The organism is Hydrotalea sp. GW822-HT8A01 (genome assembly GCF_058798575.1).
The window spans coordinates 1,691,442-1,711,688 of record NZ_CM179506.1 but is presented as its reverse complement, the minus strand read 5'-3'; the positions used below and the strand labels follow the sequence as shown (position 1 = coordinate 1,711,688).

The following is a 20,247-nucleotide window of genomic DNA, read 5'->3' as shown; positions in this document are numbered from 1 at the left end:
ATTATTTTTTAAAAAGCAGCGGCTGCTAATGAATAAATGTAAGTATAAATCCAACTACCCACACCGGTAATAATTACCCCCGCAATGCAAATGAAAAAACTAAATTGAACGGGTTTGGGAATCTGAATAGGCGCTATTACTGCGGCAGATTCACGATGAAAAATTACTACTACTACTCTCAAATAATAATACAATGAAACCACTAAATTCAAAGCTGCAAAAGTAATCCACCCAAAATAATTGCTTTGTGCACCTGATAATAACAGGAAAAATTTTCCAAAAAAACCTGCAGTAGGTGGTATACCTGCTAATGAAAACAATCCCAGCAATAACACCCATGCTAAAAAAGGATTGGTTTGATAAAACCCTTTAAAATCTTCAATTTTTTCTTTTCCGGTGATGGCTGCCACCAATGCTATTACCCCAAAAACACAAAGGTTAGAAAATAAATACACCACTATAAAATAAACAACTGCAGCGCTACCAGTTATATTTTGACCCAATAAAGCAATTAAAATAAACCCTACCTGTGTAATGGACGAGAATGCCATGAATCTTTTAAAATTCTGCTGTCGCAATGCAAATAAATTTCCAACTACAATCGTTAACGTTAGCAGAATCAAGACCATCACATGCCATATATGTTCTAAAGAATTAAATACTTTGAATAAAAAATTCAGCAAAACAAATAAAACAGATGCTTTAGAAACAACTGATAAAAAAGCCGTAATAGTTACCGGAGATCCTTCATAAACATCTGCAGTCCATAAATGAAAAGGCACTACTGAAATTTTAAAAGCCAGTCCAACAAAAAAAAGTACAAAAGCCAAAATAGAAAAAAAATTTATAACCAAATGATCGGCAATATTAATAAAACTGAGCGAACCAGTGCAGCCATATAGTAATGAAATACCAAATAATAATAATGCAGATGCGAAAGAAGCAGAAACAATGAACTTAAATGCAGCTTCAGAAGATTGTTTTTTTTGCAAATGAAAATTAGCCAATATAGCCAAAGGAATGCTAGAGAGTTCTAACCCCACATAAAAAAACAGTAAGTTGGTAGCTGAAATCATACAAAACATTCCCAATAAAGAGCTGAGCAATAATACATAGAACTCCATTATCTGTTCATGATGAAGCAACCAGTTATATGCCTGTAAAGAAATGAGATAAGTTGCAAACACAAGCACCGTTTTTTCAAAAGCATTGAAGGGCGTTAATTGAAACATGGTACTTAAATCAGTGGAATAACCAACCTGCCAAAAGCCTGCCAATACTGTTACTAACAACATGATATTTACCCATTGCATGGTCCATTCCTGTTGCAGTTTCTTACCTGAAAGTTGTACCAGTAATAAAATAAAAATAGTGAGCAACAAGAGCAGCTCTTGTTTAAAAGGTAATAATAGTTGTATATAATAATGCATCATGTGGCTGAAGGGATAGAATGATTCAATTATTTAAAAATATATTGTTGAAAAAACAGTATTGAAGGTGTAATTAATTTCAATAATAAAAATGGTGTTACACCAACCAATAAAATACCCAATACCAAAATAGTACCCGCCCATTGTTCATACCAACGGGCATCTGCTGGCGTATGCTCAAATTGCTTTGCCTTGCCCATTAATACCGTACCAATGGCTCTAAGCACATATACAGCCGTAATTACAATTGATGCGGCAGCTGCAATGGTGGCAATTCTGTATGCTGTAACCGGCTGCTGCCAGGAACCTACTAAAACCGTCATTTCTGCAGTAAAGCCACTCAACCCCGGCAAGCCCAATGAAGTAAGACCTGCCAATATAAACAAACCACCAATAAAAGGCATATATACCAGTAATCCACTCATTTCCTGAATAATGCGGGTATGTGTTCTGCTGTATATCATTCCAATTGCAGCAAAGAAAAGAGCAGTCATCAATCCATGTGAAACCATTTGTAATACTGCACCTGTTAAAGCCACCGGCGTTAACATACCAATTCCAAGCAATACAAATCCGCAATGGCTAATGGAAGAATAGGCATTCATATATTTCAGGTCTTTTTGAACCATAGTAGCAAAAGCACCATACAATATGGCAATAGCTGCAAGCAGAATAATATAAGGCGCATAAAACTGAGCCGCTGCAGGCATCAGTAATAGCACCAATCGCAATAACCCATATCCGCCCAATTTCATTGAAATACCTGCTAAAAACATAGAGCCTGCAGTTGGTGCAGATGAATGCCCATCCGGTACCCATGTATGAAAAGGAAACAATGCCGTAAATACCCCAAAACCAATAAACAAAAAAGGAAAAAATGTTAGCTGTACCGCATAAGGGAGTTGCATGTGAGCAATTTGCAACATATCAAAACTTTGCAACTGGCCGGGTTCGTGGTAATACAAACCTAAAATGCCCATAAACAGTAATGCAGAAGCACCAATTAACATTAATACCAATTTAGTTGCACTATAGGCCTTTTTACCATTACCCCATATCAGAATGAGTAAAAATTTTGGGACTACGGCAATTTCCAAAAAGAAAAACATTAAAAATAAATCAATCGAGATAAAGAAACCATAGGCTCCCAAAGCCAATAATGTTAACAAAATAAAAAATTCCTTTTGCAAAAGCACTTCTTTCCATGAAACCAGAATAGCTGCTATTACAATGAATGCAGTTAAAAACAACATCACCATCGAAATACCATCTACACCAATATGATAATGAATGTGTAAAGGAGCAAACCAGATGATATCTGTTTGTAATAGCATTGCTCCATTTGTTGTTGTTTGTAAACCCAAATATTGTATCAGTACACCAATAATTACCAACAACTGTATTACCGAACCGGCTAAAGCAATCGGCTTCATATACTGCTCATTTTTAACCATCAATAGCAATAAAACAGTTAGCAGCGGAGCGATTAATAAAAAATTAACAATCATATTTTTTGTTCAGGTTTTAGCAACAGCAATCAGTTTTTATATAATACCACTGCCAATAAGCATAGCACACCTATTAAAAAATACAAAAGGTATTGCTGTATTTTACCTGATTGTATTTTTTTTATTAACAATGAAATTTGAAGTGTAAGTAAACCACTTAAATTCACCATCCCATCCACTATATTTTTATCCATCCAAGCGGTTGTATTGCCTATTCCATTCATTACAATTTTGTGTGTAATAAAGAGATATATTTCATCGATATAAAACTTTTGTCGAATGGTAACATACAACCATCCAAACGATTTTTCTAATAAAGCAGGTAAATTATTTTGCTGATAATACAATACTGCCGCATAAAAAATGCCAAGTACAGAGAGTGAAACAGGAATAACGGAAAAGCCAAAATGTATTTCCAACAACAAAGGCTTTCCATTAGCACTTATAAAAGTTCCAAAGGGAATAAAGCCTGTAATCAATACCAGGATAGCAAGTATTATTAATGGTATCCGAATCGGCCAGCCACCCTCATTTGTGATTGAAGTAGCATCTGAAACAGGCTTGTTCCAAAAAATACTAAAATACAATCGAAACATATAAAAGGCAGTAATAGCAGCAGTAATCAATGCTATAGCATATAACCATTTATTGCTTTCATAAGCTGCAGATAAGATTGCTTCTTTACTAAAAAAACCAGAAAAGGGAGGTATACCTGAAATAGCCAAACAGGCGATTAAAAAACTAACATGGGTAACAGGAAGTTGTTTGCGTAATCCACCCATTTCATGCAAATCATTGGTATGCACAGCATGTATAATAGCCCCGGCACCCAAAAACAAAAGCGATTTAAAAAATGCATGTGTAAATAAATGAAACATAGCTGCAGTATAACCTTCATGAATACCATTCAGGCTATCATCTACACCCAGAGCCAGCATCATATAACCAATTTGAGAAATGGTAGAAAATGCCAATACTCGTTTAATATCAGACTGTGTGCAAGCTATGATGGCAGCAAACAATGCCGTTCCAGCACCCACAATTGCAATAATGTACAAAACTGTTGCATCCATTTGGAAAACCGGGAAAAATCGTGCGATTAAATACACTCCGGCAACTACCATTGTGGCTGCATGTATTAAAGCAGAAACAGGAGTAGGTCCTTCCATGGCATCGGGCAACCAGATATGCAAAGGAAACATCGCTGATTTTCCGGCAGCACCCATAAATAAGAGCAGACATGCCCAGGTTAACACCGACATGCCCAAAAATGATGCAGTCGCACCATGCCATAATACCTGTTGCTGTGAAATGGAACTAATCATTTGAACAATATCAAAATCATTGACCAGACTACCCAAAATCAATATACCGATTAAAAACCCAAAATCAGCAAAACGGGTAACAATAAAAGCTTTTTTTGCTGCAGCAACGGCCTCCGGTTTTGTGTAGTAAAACCCAATTAACAAATAAGATGAAATACCCACCAATTCCCAAAACATAAACAGTTCAAAAAGATTACCGGATAATACCAACCCCAGCATGGCAAATGTAAATAAGCCTAAATAGGCAAAATAATAGCCATACCTTTTTTCTCCTTTCATATAACCCATACTAAACACATGCACCATCAACGAAATAAAGCTAACAATTAGCAGCATCATGACAGAAACAGCATCGATGATAATGCTAAAATCAATTGACAGATAATCGGTAAAAACAAGCCATTTCACATCTACCGGCACAAACAAAGCATAGGCTCCATTGATTTTTCCATATTCAAAGAAATATTGCCAGGCAAATACAAATGCCAAAATATTTGTAATCACCAAAACGAGTGTAGAAAAATAACCGGAAAATATTTCCATACGTCTTCCGGTAAAAAAACGGATTACCACAAATGCACTTAATGGTAAACTGAGTATTAGTATCATCATCAACCCTTCGTTCATAGCAGTAATTTAAACATTCAAATAATCCAATTATGTTTGTATTTAATTTATATGTTACACAATAAAATAATTTTTAAATAAAATTCATTTCAATATTGCATTTTCTCTGTTTCAGCCACATCAATTTGTTGTTGATAACGATATAAATGAATGATAATGGCAATGGCAACTGCGGCCTCGGCAGCCGCAATTGTAACTACAAACAAAAAAAAGAAAACACCATCTAATTTTTCTGGATAGAGGTATTTATTAAATGCCACAAAATTGATGTTTACACTATTCAGCATCAATTCAATACTCATTAAAATTGCAATCATATTCCTTCGTGTTAACAGACCAAATACCCCAATAAAAAACAAGGCTGTACTTAACAATAAAATATGTTGCAATGTTATTTGTTGCATCATTTGTTTAACTATTTTTAATTTCTGTTTTTTGTTTCATGGCAATTACAATGCTTCCTATCATGGCTGCCAGTAATAAAATACTTACCAGTTCAAAAGGCAATGCATAACCGTACTGTTGTACACTCATTAATTGTGTACCAATATTTTCAACTGCCGCATTCATTACAACATGGCTCTCTACAAAATAAAAACGGGCTATTATACTGCCAATAAATGCAGTTCCAAAAACAACTGCAGCAATACTAAATATGTATTGCAATAAAGAAGATTGGGCCATTTTTTGCCCGGATTGCTGCGTAAGGAAAATTGAAAAAATAATCAACACTACAATTCCGCCAACATAAATAATAATTTGAACCGCTGCAACAAAATTTAAATCCATCCAAAAATACAAACCGGCAATTCCCAGTAAAGAAAATAAGAGCCAAATAGCTGCCCTAAAAATATGCCGGGCTGTTACAGCTAAAATTCCGGTTATTAAAATAAAGAGTGCAATGCCGTAAAATATAATTGTTTCCATATTATTCAATACCGGCTCTTAATTTTGAACCCGGTTTATTTAAGGTTTTCGTTAATTGTTTTCTATCGTATACACTATGTTCAAAATTTTGTGCCATCACAATGGCTCCTGTTGGGCAAGCTTCTACACACAAATTGCACATGGTGCATAATTCCAAATGATATACAAATGTATTCAATGCTTTTTTCTTTTTCCCTTCCGGCGTAATATCAAATTGGGTAATAATTTTAATGGTTCCATTTGGGCAGGCTAATTCACAGGCAGTACAACCGGTGCAGGCATGTTCATTATTTTCATCGTGCAGCATCACAACTTCACCTTTAAACCGATCGGCCAACTTTAAAGTATTCCGATTATCCGGGTACTGTTCGGTAATAATTTCCTTTGGATGAAAAAAATAATATCCGGTAACGCGCATGCCTTTCAGTAAAGATTTTACTGCATTATAAACATTCTGTATGTATTGTTGTATGCTCATTTTTTTATTTTTGTTACCAGCTATTCGTACAATGTTCAACTTTTGTTGCGTAGCACACTTGTACTGCAATAAGTATAGTATCTTTAAAACGTTTCCACGAAAAAATCAACTTCTATAAATACCATTTTAATATTGCTACAACCGTCATCAATAACATATTCAACAAACTGATGGGTAATAAATATTTCCACTCTAAATTTAATAACTGATCAATTCGTAACCGGGGAAATGTCCATCTAAACCACATGATGAGTAATATCAACAAAAAGGTTTTCCCAAAAAACCAAATTGAAGATGGAATATAATCCATTAAATGGTTAAAAGCCTGCCAATGGCCAATATGCAAGGGCATCCATCCACCAAAAAATAAAATTGCAGCAACGGCACAAACAATAAAAATATTGATATACTCTGCCAGAAAAAACAAAGCAAATTTCATCCCGGAATATTCGGTATGGAAACCGGCCGTTAGCTCTGATTCTGCTTCAGCCAAATCGAAGGGCGCACGGTTTGTTTCAGCAGTAACTGCAATCATGAAAATGATGAATGCAATTATTGCCGGGATATGACCTTTAAAAATCCACCATCCATTTTCCTGTGAGGCAATAATCTCATTTACACTCAGGCTTCCGGTTAAAATAATCATGGTAATCACAGCAACACCGGCCGACAATTCATAACTAATAATTTGTGCGCCGCTGCGCATGGCACCTAATAACGAATATTTGTTATTGCTAGACCATCCTGCCATTAAAATAGCAATTACGGAAATAGAAGCTACCGAAGAAATATACAATACACCAATATTAATATCCCAAATTTGGAAATTTTTGGCAAATGCAATAGGTGCCATTATTAGCATGGCAGCAATCATAATCATAAATGGCGCCAAATTAAATAAAAAGCGATCTGCCCCATCAGGCGTTAAACCTTCTTTCAACATGAGTTTTAAAGTATCGGCAGAGGTTTGTAACCAACCCTTAGGCCCTACCCTGTTGGGGCCTAAACGAATTTGCATAACGGCCGACACTTTACGTTCCATAAATACCAATAGTAACCCCAGTACAGCAAATAATGCAATTACCAATATACCCAGCAAAATATTTTCTACCACTAAGGCCAAAGTGCCGCCAATATGCAACTGCAACCAGCTTTGAACCGCATTTTTGATTGCTTCTAAACTAATCATATTCATTTATTAATAATCATCTGTCTATGTCAGGAATAACCAAATCTAAAGTTCCCATCGTGGCTACCAAATCACCAATTTTTTCTCCTTTTGCCATTTGATTCAATGCCGATAAATTTGAAAACCCCGGTGATCTGAATTTAATTCTATAAGGTGTTGTACCTCCTTCACTTACAATATAAACCCCTAATTCACCCCTGGCTGTTTCTACGCGTTGATAAAACTCACCCTTGGGTAATTTTAATACAGCCTTTGTCTTTGCCTGAAAATCGCCTTCCGGAATATTATCAATTAGTTGTTCAATGATGTGTACCGACTGCTGCATTTCCTGAATACGCACCCAATAACGGGCAAAAGAATCGCCGCCTGTTTCTATGATTTCTTCAAACTGCACTTGTCCATACACATCGTAGGGATAGCGTTTGCGCACATCACAAGCTACACCGCTGGCACGTGCAACCGGACCACTGCAGCCATACGAAATGGCATCTTCAGCTGATAAATAGCCTACTCCTTTCATTCTGTTTTGAAAAATAATATTACCGGTAACCAATTCATTGTATTCATCAATTTTCTTTTTATAGAGCGCTATAAAATCTTTTACTTTTTGCTGAAACTGTGAATGCAAATCGGCTATTACACCACCCGGCACCATATAATTCATCGTTAAACGGGCACCACAAGTTTCTTCCATAATTTCATTAATGGTTTCTCTTTCTCTGAATGCATAAAAGAAAGGGGTAAAAGCACCTACATCCATAGCCATTGCCCCCCACCACAATTCATGTGAAGCAATACGGGTAAGTTCATCCATAATAACCCGTATATATTGTGCCCGCAAGGGCACTTCTACCTGCAAACCTTTTTCAACACACAAGGCACAGGCATGGTTATTAATGTGTGCCGACAAATAATCCATTCTGCTGGTAACGTATATGAACTGACGATAAGTAAGGCTTTCACACATTTTTTCGATAGAGCGATGAATATATCCTAAATGTGGTTCTATATTTTTAATGGTTTCTCCCTCCAGTGTAATCACTAAATGCAATACACCATGTGTTGCAGGATGCTGAGGCCCTACATTAATGATAAAATCTCCTTCGGGAGTTTTGCCTACCACTTCGTGCATACCGAAAATTTAAAATAGTTTAAATTATTATCATTTGAATCATGCCATTATCATAATCTGATCATATTCACCGGATCTTCAAAATCTTTACGTAATGGCCATCCATTAAAATCATCCGTTAAAATCAATCGTCTTAAATCGGGATGATTGATAAAATTCACCCCAAATAACTCATACACTTCCCTTTCCAGAAAATCGGCCGCTTTCCATATATCACTCACGGTTTCTATTTCAGGATTATCTCTGTTTAAAACTGACTTTATCACCAGATTATGTTGCCACTGTAAAGAGGTTAAATGATACACCATGGTTAAATGTGTTTTCCAATCAACACAGGTTAAACAAAATAAATAATTACAGTTAAACTCCGGCAGTGTATGTAATGCTTTAGCCAATGGCTTCCACTGATCGGCAGTTACCAGTATATTCAACCACTCGCCGCCCTCTTCAAAAACAAGGGCAGCGTTCCAATTCATTAATGCTATTTTCAATGCTTCATTGGTCATTCTGTAAGATTCTTAACGGTAATGGATTGTTGTTCGCGGGTTAAGCCGCTTTTTATTTTTTCCTGTAAAGTAATCAGTGCATGTAATAATGCTTCGGGGCGGGGCGGACATCCTGCAACATACACATCTACAGGAATAATATGATCTGCACCCTTCACCACAGAATAGGTATTATAAAAAAATGGCCCGCCACTAATGGCACAAGCGCCCATGGCTATTACATATTTTGGATCAGCCATTTGATCATATAATCTTTTTAACACCGGTGCCATTTTGTTTACAATGGTGCCGGCAATAATAATCACATCTGCCTGTCTGGGCGAGGCACGAGCCACTTCAAATCCAAAGCGGGAAAAATCGTATTTGGCAGATGCTGTTGCCATCATTTCAATACCACAACAACTCGTAGCAAAAGTGAGTGGCCACAGCGAATTAGCTCTGGCCCAATTAATAATATCGTCTAACTTACTGGTTACAATGGTTCCTCCCGGAGCCTGATGTACTTCACCCGGGAAAACACCTATAACTGTATTGGCTGGTGTTACATCCATTTTAATGCTCTTTTTTTATGCGCATATAAAAACCCAATAAATAAAATCATGATAAAAAAAATCATTTCTATCAATGCAGGGAAACCAATTTTTTGAACTACTACAGCCCAGGGATACATAAATACCAATTCAACATCAAACAATAAAAAAACAATAGCATATAAATAATACCCCACATGAAATTGCGACCAGGGCGTTCCTGTAGTAGGAATGCCACACTCATAAGGTTGCCCTTTTTGAGTATTGATACTGCCTTTTGTAAATAATCTGGATACAAGGATACCACCGGCTGAAAAAATAATGGCAGCAATGGTAAGAATGAACAAAGCAATGGCACCCATAATACTTATTTTGTGAACTACTAACTTAACAAGTAAAATTTAAATTACGAATAATTTTTGATAAGCTGATATTGGCATGGATAGTTTTTTAAAAGTCTATCTTCAGTTGTTATGCATTTGAAAGTATTACGCAACTGCTATAAAAATAGCAAAGCCCCCAAAAATGGGGGCTAAGTTTATGAGCAAGCAACCAAACCTAACGTTCTTTATGAACTGTAGAAACAGTCTCTCTTTACTATAAGAGTATCTCTCGTGCAATTACAATTTTTTGTATTTCAGAAGTGCCTTCACCAATGGTACAAAGTTTGGCATCTCTGTAAAATTTTTCTACGGGAAAATCTTTGGTATAACCGTATCCTCCAAAAACCTGAACCGCATCTGTTGCCACTTTAACGGCCACTTCACTGGCATAATATTTTGCCATTGCGGCTTCCCGTGTATATTTTTCACCCATCATTTTAAGATGACAGGCTTTGTTGATTAACATTTCAGCGGCTGCAATTTCAGTAGCCATATCAGCCAGTTTAAAACTGATGCCTTGGAAATTGGCAATGGGCTGATTAAACTGATGCCTTTCTTTGGCATATTGCACTGCAGCTTTGTATGCACCTTTTGCTATGCCTAATGAAAGTGCAGCAATGGAAATACGACCCCCATCCAGTATTTTTAATGCCTGATGAAAGCCTGCTCCAACTTCACCTACCCTTTGCACATCTGAAATACGGCAATTATCAAATATCATTTCTGCGGTTTCACTGGCTCGCATACCCAACTTATTTTCTTTTTTACCCGCACTAAAACCCGGCATACTTCTTTCCACAATAAATACAGATGCATTATTTTTAGCACCCGGTTCGCCCGTTCTGCATACTACCACTGCTACATCTCCCGATTTGCCATGCGTTATCCAGCATTTGGTGCCATTAATTACCCAGTCATTCCCATCTCTTACAGCTACCGTTTGCATATTTCCAGCGTCACTTCCGGTATTCGGTTCGGTTAAGCCCCATGCACCAATAAATTCTGCACTGGCCAGTTTTGGCAAATACTTCATTTTTTGTGATTCGGTTCCAAAAGTTAAAATATGGTTGGTACATAATGAATTATGCGCTGCCATACTTAAACCTATTGAACCACATACCTGCGCTATTTCCTGAATAATAGCACTGTATTCGAAATAACCTAAACCCGCACCTCCATAAGCCTCCGGTACCAACACCCCCATTAATCCTAATTTACCCATTTCTTTAAACAGCCCAACGGGAAATTCCTGTTGTTCATCCCACTCCATTACATGCGGCAAAATATACTGTTTTGCAAAATCCCTTGCTGTTTGTGCTACCTGTTCTGTTAATTCGCTTTGATTAAATTCCATACCAATACTACAATACTAACTAATGTTAGTTCACAAATGTAGAAGTTTTTTTGAGTTCACCAAGAAAATTATTCTACCGTACAAAAAGCACTGATTTGCCGATAAGTTTCTGCATTTAAAAAAGGAATTTTTTGCAAATCGGCTACAGATTGAAAAGACCCTTGTTGTTTGCGAAGAATTAAAATGGCTTTTGCTACATTTTCGGGTATAAAAGGATGATGCAATAAAGCAAAAGGCTCCGCACGATTAATATTGATTTTGGGAATTTGCTGCGTATTGATGTAAATATATGGCTCAATCGTAGCATACAATGAATCGGGAAAACCGGGTACTTGTTTTAATTGCACTGTTTGTACAAAACCCTCTAATTTTTCTCTGTAATGCACAATGCCATAGGCCAGTGCAGGCGATATTCCGGGAATTTGCCGGAATGCTTGTACATCAGCCTGATTCAGTTCAACCGAATGAAAAGCAAGGACGGTTTGAGTAGGTTTGTTACCTGCAGCATTTTGTAATGACTGTATTTGTATAAAAGGCAACATGGCATTGGCTTCCTCCGGAAATAGACCCCAAATTTTTCGAATATCTTCCGGCTTAAAAAACTTTCCGCCTTTATTGCGATAATGTAATATTGTTTGAATTAATTTTTGACGCAACCCCATTTGTACCATGCCCGTCGAATCAATGGTATTGGGATCAAAATAAAACAAATGTAAAGCCTTACGGAGCGGTGCGTCATCGGGCATACTTTTTTCCATATTTACATCATCCATTTGCAATGCTGTATTGGATAATGTAAGCACCTGCAAATCGGTGGGCGCCTGTTTAGAAAAATAAGGCAAACTGAATACAAGTACAACTATAGCCAATAGTATAATGATGCCGGTGGTTTGCCGGGTTGAAAAATGCAAATAATGCTTTCTCATTGGTTGCATACAACGAGGTTAATTTTCGGTAGGTAATTGTTGAAATTGCACGTATGGCTTCTCATTTATCCATAAAAATAAAAAAATATTTACACATACAACACCAAACCATCATAACCCAAATGAATATGTTGCGGCAGTTGTTTGCTGACAGAAGCATGTAAACCCAACTGGTGACTGATATGTGTAAAATAAACTTCTGGAACAGATAGTTCATTCGCCAAAGCAATAGCTTCTTGCATACTAAAATGAGAGATATGCGGCTCCTGACGCAAAGCATTCAGCACTATAACTGAGGAGCCTCTAATTTTTTCTTTTTCCTGTTCATCAATTTTATTGGCATCGGTAATGTAGGTAAAATCACCAATTCTATACCCCACCACCGGCATCTTTAAATGCCATACCCAAATGGGTTGTATGTGTAAAGATTGAATTTGAAAAGAAGCATGATTGATCAGATGCAAATCAATTCGAGGTACGCCAGGATAGGCATTTTCGGCAAAAGCATAATAAAAATCGCGTTGCAAAGCCTCTGCTGTTAATGTATTGGCATAAACCTGCATATTGGTATGCTGAAAATAATTGTATGCACGAACATCGTCTAAACCCGCAATATGATCTTTATGAGGATGTGTAAATAAAACGGCATTTAACCGACGATTATTGATACGCAGCATTTGGTAACGAAAATCGGGTGTAGTATCAATAACAAGTGTAACCGGCTCCTGTAAAGATTCTACTAATACACTGCTACGAAGGCGCTTGTCTTTTAAATCTGTTGAAGTACATACTGCACAATCACAGCCAATCATGGGAACACCGGTACTGGTGCCTGTTCCAAGAAAAGTAATTTTTAAATGATGGTTTTGCACAATATCAAAAGTACCTTAATTCCATCATAAAAAAAAGGATGCAGTCACGAGGTGCATCCTTTTCATATTTATATAAAATATTGTACTTATGCGTTGTCAACCGATTTAGCATTTTTCACAATCTCATCGTACAATAACTGACTTTCATGCGTTAATTTATCATAATCGATAGTTACCTGCGGAATTAAATCGAGTAATGTATTAATTCTTCCTTCCGTATCTAAGTATTTATTCAACACTACCACTTTTTTAGATTCCAACAAGCACCATCCGCTTTGAAAAGTACCACGTTCATAACGAACAATATAATCGCTCTCTCCTAAAATATTTTCTAATTTGTCTAAATTATTTTGCGTGTATTTCATAATTAAAACTGATGCACTACTATGATAACAAAATTAATAATGAAGCAGCAATGTAAAATTTAGATTTATCCACATTAAAACTGATAGCTCAATGTTGTATACAATTGTCTCGGTGCAATGGGTGTAATACTGTAATTATCATGAACCAAATAATTCAGTGTATTAAAAATGTTGGATAGTTTGCATAGTACAGATACTTTTTTATATGCATAACCAACAGACACATCAACAGTTGTAAAATCTGATAATGAAACTAACCGGCTGCCGGATACTGATTGCCCCAATAAATTGTTGTACCCTCCATAACGAGTGCCGGTATAAAAACCGGAAGCACCTAATTTAAACCCTTTCAACATATTGTTAGTAAATGTATAGAAAATACTTGCATTGGCTGTATTCCTTGGGGCATTTACCAATTGTTCCCCTTCAATATTTGAACCCTTTGCACCGGAAGTATGTGTGAACCGGATATAATTATAAGCATAACCGGTAATAAAATAGAAGCTTTTAGAAAGGTTGCCATTCAATCCAACCTCTACCCCATCACTGGTTGTTTCACCACTAAGCATTTTTATGTTTGAATTGGTATTGGGCGTAATGCCATCGGCCAAATACTGTGCCTGCTGTGCCAGGTTACTATTAATAATTCTGTATATACTAATATTTGCTGATAATTTACCATCGGCCAGTATATTCTTGGCACCTACTTCGTATTGGTTAATAATTGATGCTTTTAAAGGATTACCATATACATCTACACCGGTATTTGCAGTAAAATTGTTTGCATAGCTGGCATAAAAAGATACGTTTGTAGCAGGTTGAAAAACCAACCCTATTTTAGGCGAGAATACATTATAGGTAGCAGTAGCTGCAGAGCCTTTTACTGACACAGCCGGACGTGAATTGTTGGTCATACTATCAATCGTTGTTTGTACGTTAGCCTGATAACTATAACGTAAACCGGCAAATAATTGCACTTGTTTTGTAATGGTAATTAAATCTTGCAGATAAATGCCTGCCCGATATGATGGCGCGGTTGTGGTTGCCACCTTCACGGCATCAGGTATATCTGTACGCTGAATGTATTGGGAAGGATTCAATAAATTAATGGTATCGTAAGTTTTCAAAAGGCTTCCATTGGCATTATATATGTTAAATGCATCGGTTTGTGTAACAATACCGGTATAATCGGCACCTGCCAAAAAATGATTTTCAATATTTCTTATATTGAATTTTCCATCAATATTCATTTGTGCGGCATAGTCTTTTTCAACACTATGTGCTCTTGCCAAAGGGCGTGCTATAATCCCTGTTTTACCGGCTGTATTTAAATTACCGCATCCGTAATAATCAACATCTGTATTTTGAAAAGATGTTGAAGCGTTAAAAGTAAATTTATCATTTAAAACATGTTTAAATGTTGCAGAGGTAGAACTTTGAAGAACATTATTATATGCCCATAAAACATTTTGAAATCTTGACCGCGGAATGGCTTTAGTTAACACTCTTCCGCTATCTAATAACCCAACTCCGGGATCGGGCGTTAATTGTGCATTCAGATAATCTTGCTGAACAATCAATGAAGATTTTTTTCCGAACCTGTACATTAAAGATGGATTGATATATGTTCTGATTGTTTTTACAACATCTCGGTAACTTCTGTCATTTTCATAACTACCTATTACTCTAAATGCAAGGTTTTTATTGATGGGCCCATACACATCAACAACGGGCTTATATTGCTGATTGCTTCCCATCAACAATGAAATATTTCCGCCAAAATTGTATTTCGGTAATTTGCTTATCATATTTATAATTAATCCGCCGGAAGAACTTCCATATAAAAAAGCAGAGCTGCCTTTTATAATTTCAACTGATTCTAATGATACAGCTTCGGGCATGCCGGCAATATTGTAGGGCAATCCGTTCTTAAAAATACTTCCGCCACCTGCACTGCCTGTAATACCAATAATATAGCCTCTTGCTCCATAAGTTTCATTAACACCATAACGCATTTGTACCAATGAAACACCCGGAACATTTTTTACGATATCACCTAAACGAATAGCCTGCTGATCGGCAATAACTTTACTACTTATCACTGCAGTTGACAATGGCAAATCTTTATCAGGAATATTAATTTTGCCCGCATTTAGTTTTTTCTGTGCGCTTTCAACAATAATTTCCTGCAACTGTTTTTCTGATATTTTTAATTGATAAGAAAGAGGAAGCCTTGCACCTTCTTCAATCAATATTTTTTGATGAATAGTTTCATATCCAACAAAGGAAATTTCTATTATATAATTTCCTATAGCAACACCACTAAATTTGAAGAAGCCATTTTCATTGGTAACTGTAGTTCTATTTTTATTTTCATTTTTTAAATTTCTTAAATGAACCGTTACGCCTTCTGCAGGTTCATTATCGGCAGTAATTATTTTTCCGCTGATCACTCCGCCTCCTCTATCTTCATTATGCGCAAATGATAATTGAGTTGAAAATATACTCATTAAAACAAAGCAAATAGTTTTTATGCAATTCATCCATTTCATAAACATTAATTTTTTGCAAAGTTGAAACACTGCAAAAAAAATGAATGCCGCATCGGAAAAATTGAATTACGCAAAAAGGAAAAACAAAACTACTTATTAATCATTTTTACAATTGGTATAATCATTTCTTCCATACTGATACCTCCGTGTTGAAAAGTATTTTTGTAATAGTTGGCAAAATGATTATAATTGTTCGGATAACAGAGATACTCATCTTCTTTTGCAAAGATGAATGAAGAATTTACCGTTGGTACGGGCAATCCGGCTTGCCGCGGATCTTTAAATGCTAATACTTCTTTTGGATTGTAATCTAAATTTCTGCCATGTTTGTATCTTAAATTGGTTGTGGTTTGTTTATCACCAATTACTTTACAGGGCGATTTTACCCGCACACTGCCATGATCAGTTGAGAGTATGAGTTTAATATTTTTTTCCGAAATTTTTTTTAATGCCTGGTGTAGGGCACTATGTTCAAACCAGCTTTTGGTAATACTGCGGTAACTGGTTTCATCGGCAGCCAGTTCTTTCAATACTTCCATTTCTGTTCTGGCGTGGCTCAGCATATCTACAAAATTATATACAATTATATTCAAATCATTCTCCAGTAAATTATGCATGTTATTCACCAGTTGTAAACCATCTGTGTGGCTCAATACTTTGGTATAGCTAAATTTCAAATCTTCTTTCTGCAACCGCTTTAGTAATGCCCTGAAAAACAGTTCTTCATATAAATTTTTACCGCCCTGTTCATCATCATTTTTCCATTGTTCGGGGAATTTTTTTTCTATATCTACCGGTAATAATCCGCTAAAAATGGCATTTCGACTGTATTGTGTGGCTGTTGGCAAGATAGAGTAATAGGTTTCATCTTCCAGTATTCTAAAGGTTTCGGCAAAAATGGGTTGAATAACTTTCCACTGATCAAAGCGCAGATTATCAATTAGTATAAAAAATAACGGTGTGCCTTTTTCTACATGTGGCAATACTTTAAACTGCATTAAATAATGGCTCATTATGGGTGTTTCGGCAGTGGCAGGTTTTATCCATTCGGCATAATGTTTGGATACAAATTTTGAAAATTCAGCATTGGCTTCCTGTTTTTGCGATGCAAGAATTTCGCGCATTTCGGCACTATTGGTCTTTTCCATTTCCAATTCCCAATACACTAATCTTTTATAGATTTCTGTCCATTCTTTATAATCGGGGTTGTTATTGAATGCCATAAACAATTCCCTAAATTGTTGCTGATAAGCCGTTGTGGTTTTTTCAGACACCAATCTTTTATTATCAATAATTTTTTTCAGGCATAATAACACCTGATTGGGGTTTACGGGTTTCAATAAATAATCTGTTATCTGGCTGCCAATGGCATCATCCATTAAACTTTCTGTTTCATTTTTGGTAATCAGCACCACCGGTATTGCCGGATGTGCTGCTTTTATTTTAGCCAGTGTTTCCAAACCGGTAATACCTGGCATCGACTCATCTAAAAAAACAATATCCACTAAATTTTCTTCCAGGTATGATAATGCTTCAAAGCCACTGGCAAAACTTTTTACACGATATCCTTTGTTTTCTAAAAATATAATTTGCGACTGTAAACCCTCTATTTCATCATCGGCCCAAAGTATTGTTACTGGTTCCATAAGCATCTTTTTCATTAATTACAATTGTGTGCAAATAGCAGGCCAGTCATCCATCAAACAGATATGCCTGCATTTTACTGCTATAACTCAAATATATTCGATAGCCACACAAATAGTACATTTGCTGGCTGCTTTAACAAACTGGCAACACGCATGAAAGCTACTCAAAAAATTATTAATGACCCGGTGTATGGTTTTATTACCATCAATCATCCATTAATTTTCGATATCATTAATCATCCCTATTTTCAAAGATTGCGGCGTATTCATCAAATGGCATTGGCATATTTGGTGTATCCCGGAGCAGTACATACCCGTTTGCATCATGCCCTCGGTGCTTATCATTTAATGTGCAATGCTATTGCTGAATTAAAAACAAAACAGGTAGAGATTACTCCAGAAGAAGAAGTTGCAGTAAAAGCCGCCATTTTATTACATGATATTGGTCATGGCCCTTTTTCGCATGCCTTAGAAAACCAATTAATTCAATCGGTACATCATGAAACCATTAGCCTTGCCCTGATGCAAACTATAAACCGGCAATTAGATGGCCGCCTGCAAATGGCGATTGATATTTTTACCGGCATCTATCACAAACCTTTTTTACATCAACTCATTAGCAGCCAGTTAGATGTAGACCGGATGGATTATTTAACCCGTGATAGTTTTTTTACCGGTGTGAGTGAAGGAGTGATAGGTTATGACAGAATCATTAAAATGCTTGCCGTTCATAACGGACAGTTAATGGTAGAAGAAAAAGGCATTTACAGCATTGAAAAATTTTTAGTAGCTCGCCGGCAAATGTACTGGCAGGTATATCTGCATAAAACCGTATTAAGTGCCGAAAAAATGCTGGTACATATTTTAGAGCGGGTTCGCTTTTTAATAGCTGCCGGCAACAATAGCTTTAAAACTGGTGGAGTATTGGATGATTTTCTCTATCAAGACACTACCAGCCTTTCTGATGAAATTTTAACCCGGTTCTGCCGTTTAGATGATGTGGATATTTCATTTGCCATAAAAAAATGGTCGGAACACCCTGATTTTATCGTTAATAGTTTATGTAATAAATTGTTAAACCGCCAGTTGTTTAAAATTAAATTAGAAACAAAGCCGTTTACCAATGCATTCATAGCAGAAAAAATTGCTGAAGCTGCAGGTTTTTTAAAAATATCTGAACAGGATGCAGCCAATTTTGTATTTACCGGTGAGGCCGTTAATACCATGTATCAGCCTGATGATGAGAACATTAAAATTCTCTTTAAAACTGGCGAGGTAAAAGATATTTCTGCCATTGATAACCCGTTAATTCACCAAACTATTTCTTCACCCATCAAAAAATTTTACATTTGCACATTATTGTAGGGGTAAGGAAGATTAAAAAGATTAACAAATATGCAATTTACTGCTGCTCAAATAGCTCTATTAATTGATGGACAAGTAGATGGGGATGCTACTGTAGCTGTAACCTCTTTTGGAAAAATTGAAGAAGCCAAAGCAGGGCAATTGTCATTTTTAGCAAACCCTAAATACGAAGATTATTTATACCATACCCAGGCTTCCATTATTATTGTGAATCATAATCAAACTTTAAAACAGCCTGTAAAAGCCACATTAATTCGCGTACCGGATGCCTATGCAGCATTTGCAGCCCTGCTTACTAAATATCAAAAATTAGTAACCGAACAACTCAATGGAATTGAACAGCCCTCATTTGTAGCGGCTACCGCACAATTAGGAGATAATATTTATATTGCAGCTTTTGTGTACATCGGAAAAAATGCAAAGATTGGCAATCAGGTAAAATTGTTTCCGGGTGTTGTAATTGGAGATTATGTAACCATTGATGACAATACTATTTTACATGCAGGGGTAAAAGTATACAACCATTGCCAGATTGGTAAAAATGTTACCATTCATGCCGGAACAGTTATTGGGGGCGATGGCTTTGGATTTGCCCCTTTAAATGATGGTACTTATCAGAAAATACCCCAAATTGGGAATGTTATAATTGAAGACAATGTAGAAATAGGCTCCAATGCCACTATCGACCGTGCTACCATTGGATCTACCATTATTCGTTCCGGTGCCAAATTAGATAATTTGATACAAATTGCCCATAATGTTGAAATTGGGCATCATACCGTTATTGCAGCACAGGCCGGCGTAAGCGGCAGTACTAAAGTGGGCAATCACGTAATGGTAGGCGGGCAGGCGGGTATTGTTGGCCATCTCACCATTGCCGATGGCAGCAAAATTAATGCACAAAGTGGGGTAAGCAAAGCCATCAAACAACCCAACAGCGTAGTAACCGGTTCGCCTGCTTATGAATATACTGCAGCCCTAAGAAGCCAGGCTGCCTCCCGAAAGCTTCCAATACTTGAAAAGAAAGTAATGGAGTTAGAAAAAATGGTACAGCAATTGCTTGCAGAAAGAGTTACACCATAATCTTGCACTTCAACCGTTAATCGGCTTATTTTTGCATAAATTATAACAA

19 protein-coding genes are annotated in these 20,247 nt (G+C 36.5%); 2 read left to right on the top strand and 17 right to left on the bottom strand.

Annotated features, from left to right (window positions below):
* Positions 1-8: 8 nt before the first annotated feature.
* The 17 genes from AC3QLY_RS07450 to porX form a co-directional block, all read right to left on the bottom strand.
* Positions 9-1,433, bottom strand: a complete 1,425-nt coding sequence (locus tag AC3QLY_RS07450) for an NADH-quinone oxidoreductase subunit N (protein ID WP_492991168.1) — start codon at positions 1,431-1,433, stop codon at positions 9-11.
* A gap of 26 nt (positions 1,434-1,459) precedes the next feature.
* On the bottom strand, positions 1,460-2,938 hold the full coding sequence (locus AC3QLY_RS07445; RefSeq protein WP_074419378.1) for a complex I subunit 4 family protein: 1,479 nt from the start codon (positions 2,936-2,938) through the stop codon (positions 1,460-1,462).
* A 29-nt stretch (positions 2,939-2,967) separates the two neighbouring features.
* On the bottom strand, positions 2,968-4,890 hold the full coding sequence (nuoL, locus tag AC3QLY_RS07440) for an NADH-quinone oxidoreductase subunit L (protein ID WP_074419379.1): 1,923 nt from the start codon (positions 4,888-4,890) through the stop codon (positions 2,968-2,970).
* 89 nt (positions 4,891-4,979) lie between these two features.
* Positions 4,980-5,297, bottom strand: a complete 318-nt coding sequence (gene nuoK / locus AC3QLY_RS07435; protein WP_228733159.1) for an NADH-quinone oxidoreductase subunit NuoK — start codon at positions 5,295-5,297, stop codon at positions 4,980-4,982.
* Positions 5,298-5,301: 4 nt separating this feature from the next.
* Entirely contained in the window at positions 5,302-5,817 is a 516-nt protein-coding gene (locus tag AC3QLY_RS07430) for an NADH-quinone oxidoreductase subunit J family protein (protein ID WP_074418565.1), read from the bottom strand.
* 1 nt (position 5,818) lies between these two features.
* On the bottom strand, positions 5,819-6,295 hold the full coding sequence (locus AC3QLY_RS07425; RefSeq protein ID WP_074418567.1) for a 4Fe-4S binding protein: 477 nt from the start codon (positions 6,293-6,295) through the stop codon (positions 5,819-5,821).
* A gap of 112 nt (positions 6,296-6,407) precedes the next feature.
* Positions 6,408-7,484, bottom strand: coding sequence for an NADH-quinone oxidoreductase subunit NuoH (nuoH, locus tag AC3QLY_RS07420; RefSeq protein WP_081299052.1), 1,077 nt, complete (start codon positions 7,482-7,484; stop codon positions 6,408-6,410).
* 16 nt (positions 7,485-7,500) lie between these two features.
* Positions 7,501-8,616 carry an NADH-quinone oxidoreductase subunit D gene (locus AC3QLY_RS07415; RefSeq protein ID WP_492991164.1) on the bottom strand — a complete coding sequence of 372 codons (1,116 nt, stop codon included), beginning with the start codon at positions 8,614-8,616 and terminating at the stop codon, positions 7,501-7,503.
* A gap of 50 nt (positions 8,617-8,666) precedes the next feature.
* Positions 8,667-9,092: an NADH-quinone oxidoreductase subunit C gene (locus AC3QLY_RS07410; RefSeq protein ID WP_176713021.1), complete on the bottom strand. Its 426-nt coding sequence runs from the start codon at positions 9,090-9,092 to the stop codon at positions 8,667-8,669.
* 26 nt (positions 9,093-9,118) lie between these two features.
* Positions 9,119-9,673 carry an NADH-quinone oxidoreductase subunit B gene (locus tag AC3QLY_RS07405; protein ID WP_074419382.1) on the bottom strand — a complete coding sequence of 185 codons (555 nt, stop codon included), beginning with the start codon at positions 9,671-9,673 and terminating at the stop codon, positions 9,119-9,121.
* A complete protein-coding gene (locus AC3QLY_RS07400; RefSeq protein ID WP_074419383.1) occupies positions 9,664-10,014 on the bottom strand; it encodes an NADH-quinone oxidoreductase subunit A in 351 nt (116 codons plus the stop codon). The genes AC3QLY_RS07405 and AC3QLY_RS07400 overlap by 10 nt, the downstream gene beginning before the upstream one ends.
* Positions 10,015-10,249: 235 nt before the next feature.
* Positions 10,250-11,389 carry an acyl-CoA dehydrogenase family protein gene (locus AC3QLY_RS07395; RefSeq protein ID WP_288095304.1) on the bottom strand — a complete coding sequence of 380 codons (1,140 nt, stop codon included), beginning with the start codon at positions 11,387-11,389 and terminating at the stop codon, positions 10,250-10,252.
* Between the two features lie 68 nt (positions 11,390-11,457).
* Positions 11,458-12,324: a helix-hairpin-helix domain-containing protein gene (locus AC3QLY_RS07390; protein ID WP_074419385.1), complete on the bottom strand. Its 867-nt coding sequence runs from the start codon at positions 12,322-12,324 to the stop codon at positions 11,458-11,460.
* Positions 12,325-12,404: 80 nt separating this feature from the next.
* Entirely contained in the window at positions 12,405-13,187 is a 783-nt protein-coding gene (locus tag AC3QLY_RS07385; RefSeq protein WP_317196296.1) for an MBL fold metallo-hydrolase, read from the bottom strand.
* Between the two features lie 86 nt (positions 13,188-13,273).
* Positions 13,274-13,552 (bottom strand): hypothetical protein, encoded by a 279-nt coding sequence (locus AC3QLY_RS07380; RefSeq protein ID WP_074417474.1) that lies wholly within the window; start codon positions 13,550-13,552, stop codon positions 13,274-13,276.
* 74 nt (positions 13,553-13,626) lie between these two features.
* Positions 13,627-16,062, bottom strand: coding sequence for a TonB-dependent receptor (locus AC3QLY_RS07375; RefSeq protein WP_218330928.1), 2,436 nt, complete (start codon positions 16,060-16,062; stop codon positions 13,627-13,629).
* Positions 16,063-16,193: 131 nt separating this feature from the next.
* A complete protein-coding gene (gene porX / locus AC3QLY_RS07370; RefSeq protein WP_074417475.1) occupies positions 16,194-17,750 on the bottom strand; it encodes a T9SS response regulator signal transducer PorX in 1,557 nt (518 codons plus the stop codon).
* 153 nt (positions 17,751-17,903) lie between these two features.
* Between porX and AC3QLY_RS07365 the strand changes: the two genes are divergently transcribed.
* Together AC3QLY_RS07365 and lpxD are read left to right on the top strand one after the other, a co-directional pair.
* A complete protein-coding gene (locus AC3QLY_RS07365; protein WP_074417476.1) occupies positions 17,904-19,115 on the top strand; it encodes an HD domain-containing protein in 1,212 nt (403 codons plus the stop codon).
* 30 nt (positions 19,116-19,145) lie between these two features.
* Entirely contained in the window at positions 19,146-20,198 is a 1,053-nt protein-coding gene (gene lpxD / locus AC3QLY_RS07360; protein ID WP_074417477.1) for a UDP-3-O-(3-hydroxymyristoyl)glucosamine N-acyltransferase, read from the top strand.
* The last annotated feature ends 49 nt before the right edge of the window (positions 20,199-20,247 follow it).

Coding starts and splice junctions, on each gene's coding strand:
- AC3QLY_RS07425 (WP_074418567.1), bottom strand. CDS start 6,295: ATGAGCATACAACAATACATACAGAATGTTTATAATGCAGTAAAATCT.
- AC3QLY_RS07395 (WP_288095304.1), bottom strand. CDS start 11,389: ATGGAATTTAATCAAAGCGAATTAACAGAACAGGTAGCACAAACAGCA.
- nuoK (WP_228733159.1), bottom strand. CDS start 5,297: ATGATGCAACAAATAACATTGCAACATATTTTATTGTTAAGTACAGCC.
- AC3QLY_RS07400 (WP_074419383.1), bottom strand. CDS start 10,014: ATGGGTGCCATTGCTTTGTTCATTCTTACCATTGCTGCCATTATTTTT.
- AC3QLY_RS07390 (WP_074419385.1), bottom strand. CDS start 12,324: ATGCAACCAATGAGAAAGCATTATTTGCATTTTTCAACCCGGCAAACC.
- porX (WP_074417475.1), bottom strand. CDS start 17,750: ATGGAACCAGTAACAATACTTTGGGCCGATGATGAAATAGAGGGTTTA.
- AC3QLY_RS07415 (WP_492991164.1), bottom strand. CDS start 8,616: ATGCACGAAGTGGTAGGCAAAACTCCCGAAGGAGATTTTATCATTAAT.
- AC3QLY_RS07405 (WP_074419382.1), bottom strand. CDS start 9,673: ATGGATGTAACACCAGCCAATACAGTTATAGGTGTTTTCCCGGGTGAA.
- nuoH (WP_081299052.1), bottom strand. CDS start 7,484: ATGATTAGTTTAGAAGCAATCAAAAATGCGGTTCAAAGCTGGTTGCAG.
- AC3QLY_RS07430 (WP_074418565.1), bottom strand. CDS start 5,817: ATGGAAACAATTATATTTTACGGCATTGCACTCTTTATTTTAATAACC.
- AC3QLY_RS07375 (WP_218330928.1), bottom strand. CDS start 16,062: ATGAGTATATTTTCAACTCAATTATCATTTGCGCATAATGAAGATAGA.
- AC3QLY_RS07445 (WP_074419378.1), bottom strand. CDS start 2,938: ATGATTGTTAATTTTTTATTAATCGCTCCGCTGCTAACTGTTTTATTG.
- AC3QLY_RS07365 (WP_074417476.1), top strand. CDS start 17,904: ATGAAAGCTACTCAAAAAATTATTAATGACCCGGTGTATGGTTTTATT.
- AC3QLY_RS07410 (WP_176713021.1), bottom strand. CDS start 9,092: ATGAATTGGAACGCTGCCCTTGTTTTTGAAGAGGGCGGCGAGTGGTTG.
- AC3QLY_RS07450 (WP_492991168.1), bottom strand. CDS start 1,433: ATGATGCATTATTATATACAACTATTATTACCTTTTAAACAAGAGCTG.
- AC3QLY_RS07380 (WP_074417474.1), bottom strand. CDS start 13,552: ATGAAATACACGCAAAATAATTTAGACAAATTAGAAAATATTTTAGGA.
- nuoL (WP_074419379.1), bottom strand. CDS start 4,890: ATGAACGAAGGGTTGATGATGATACTAATACTCAGTTTACCATTAAGT.
- lpxD (WP_074417477.1), top strand. CDS start 19,146: ATGCAATTTACTGCTGCTCAAATAGCTCTATTAATTGATGGACAAGTA.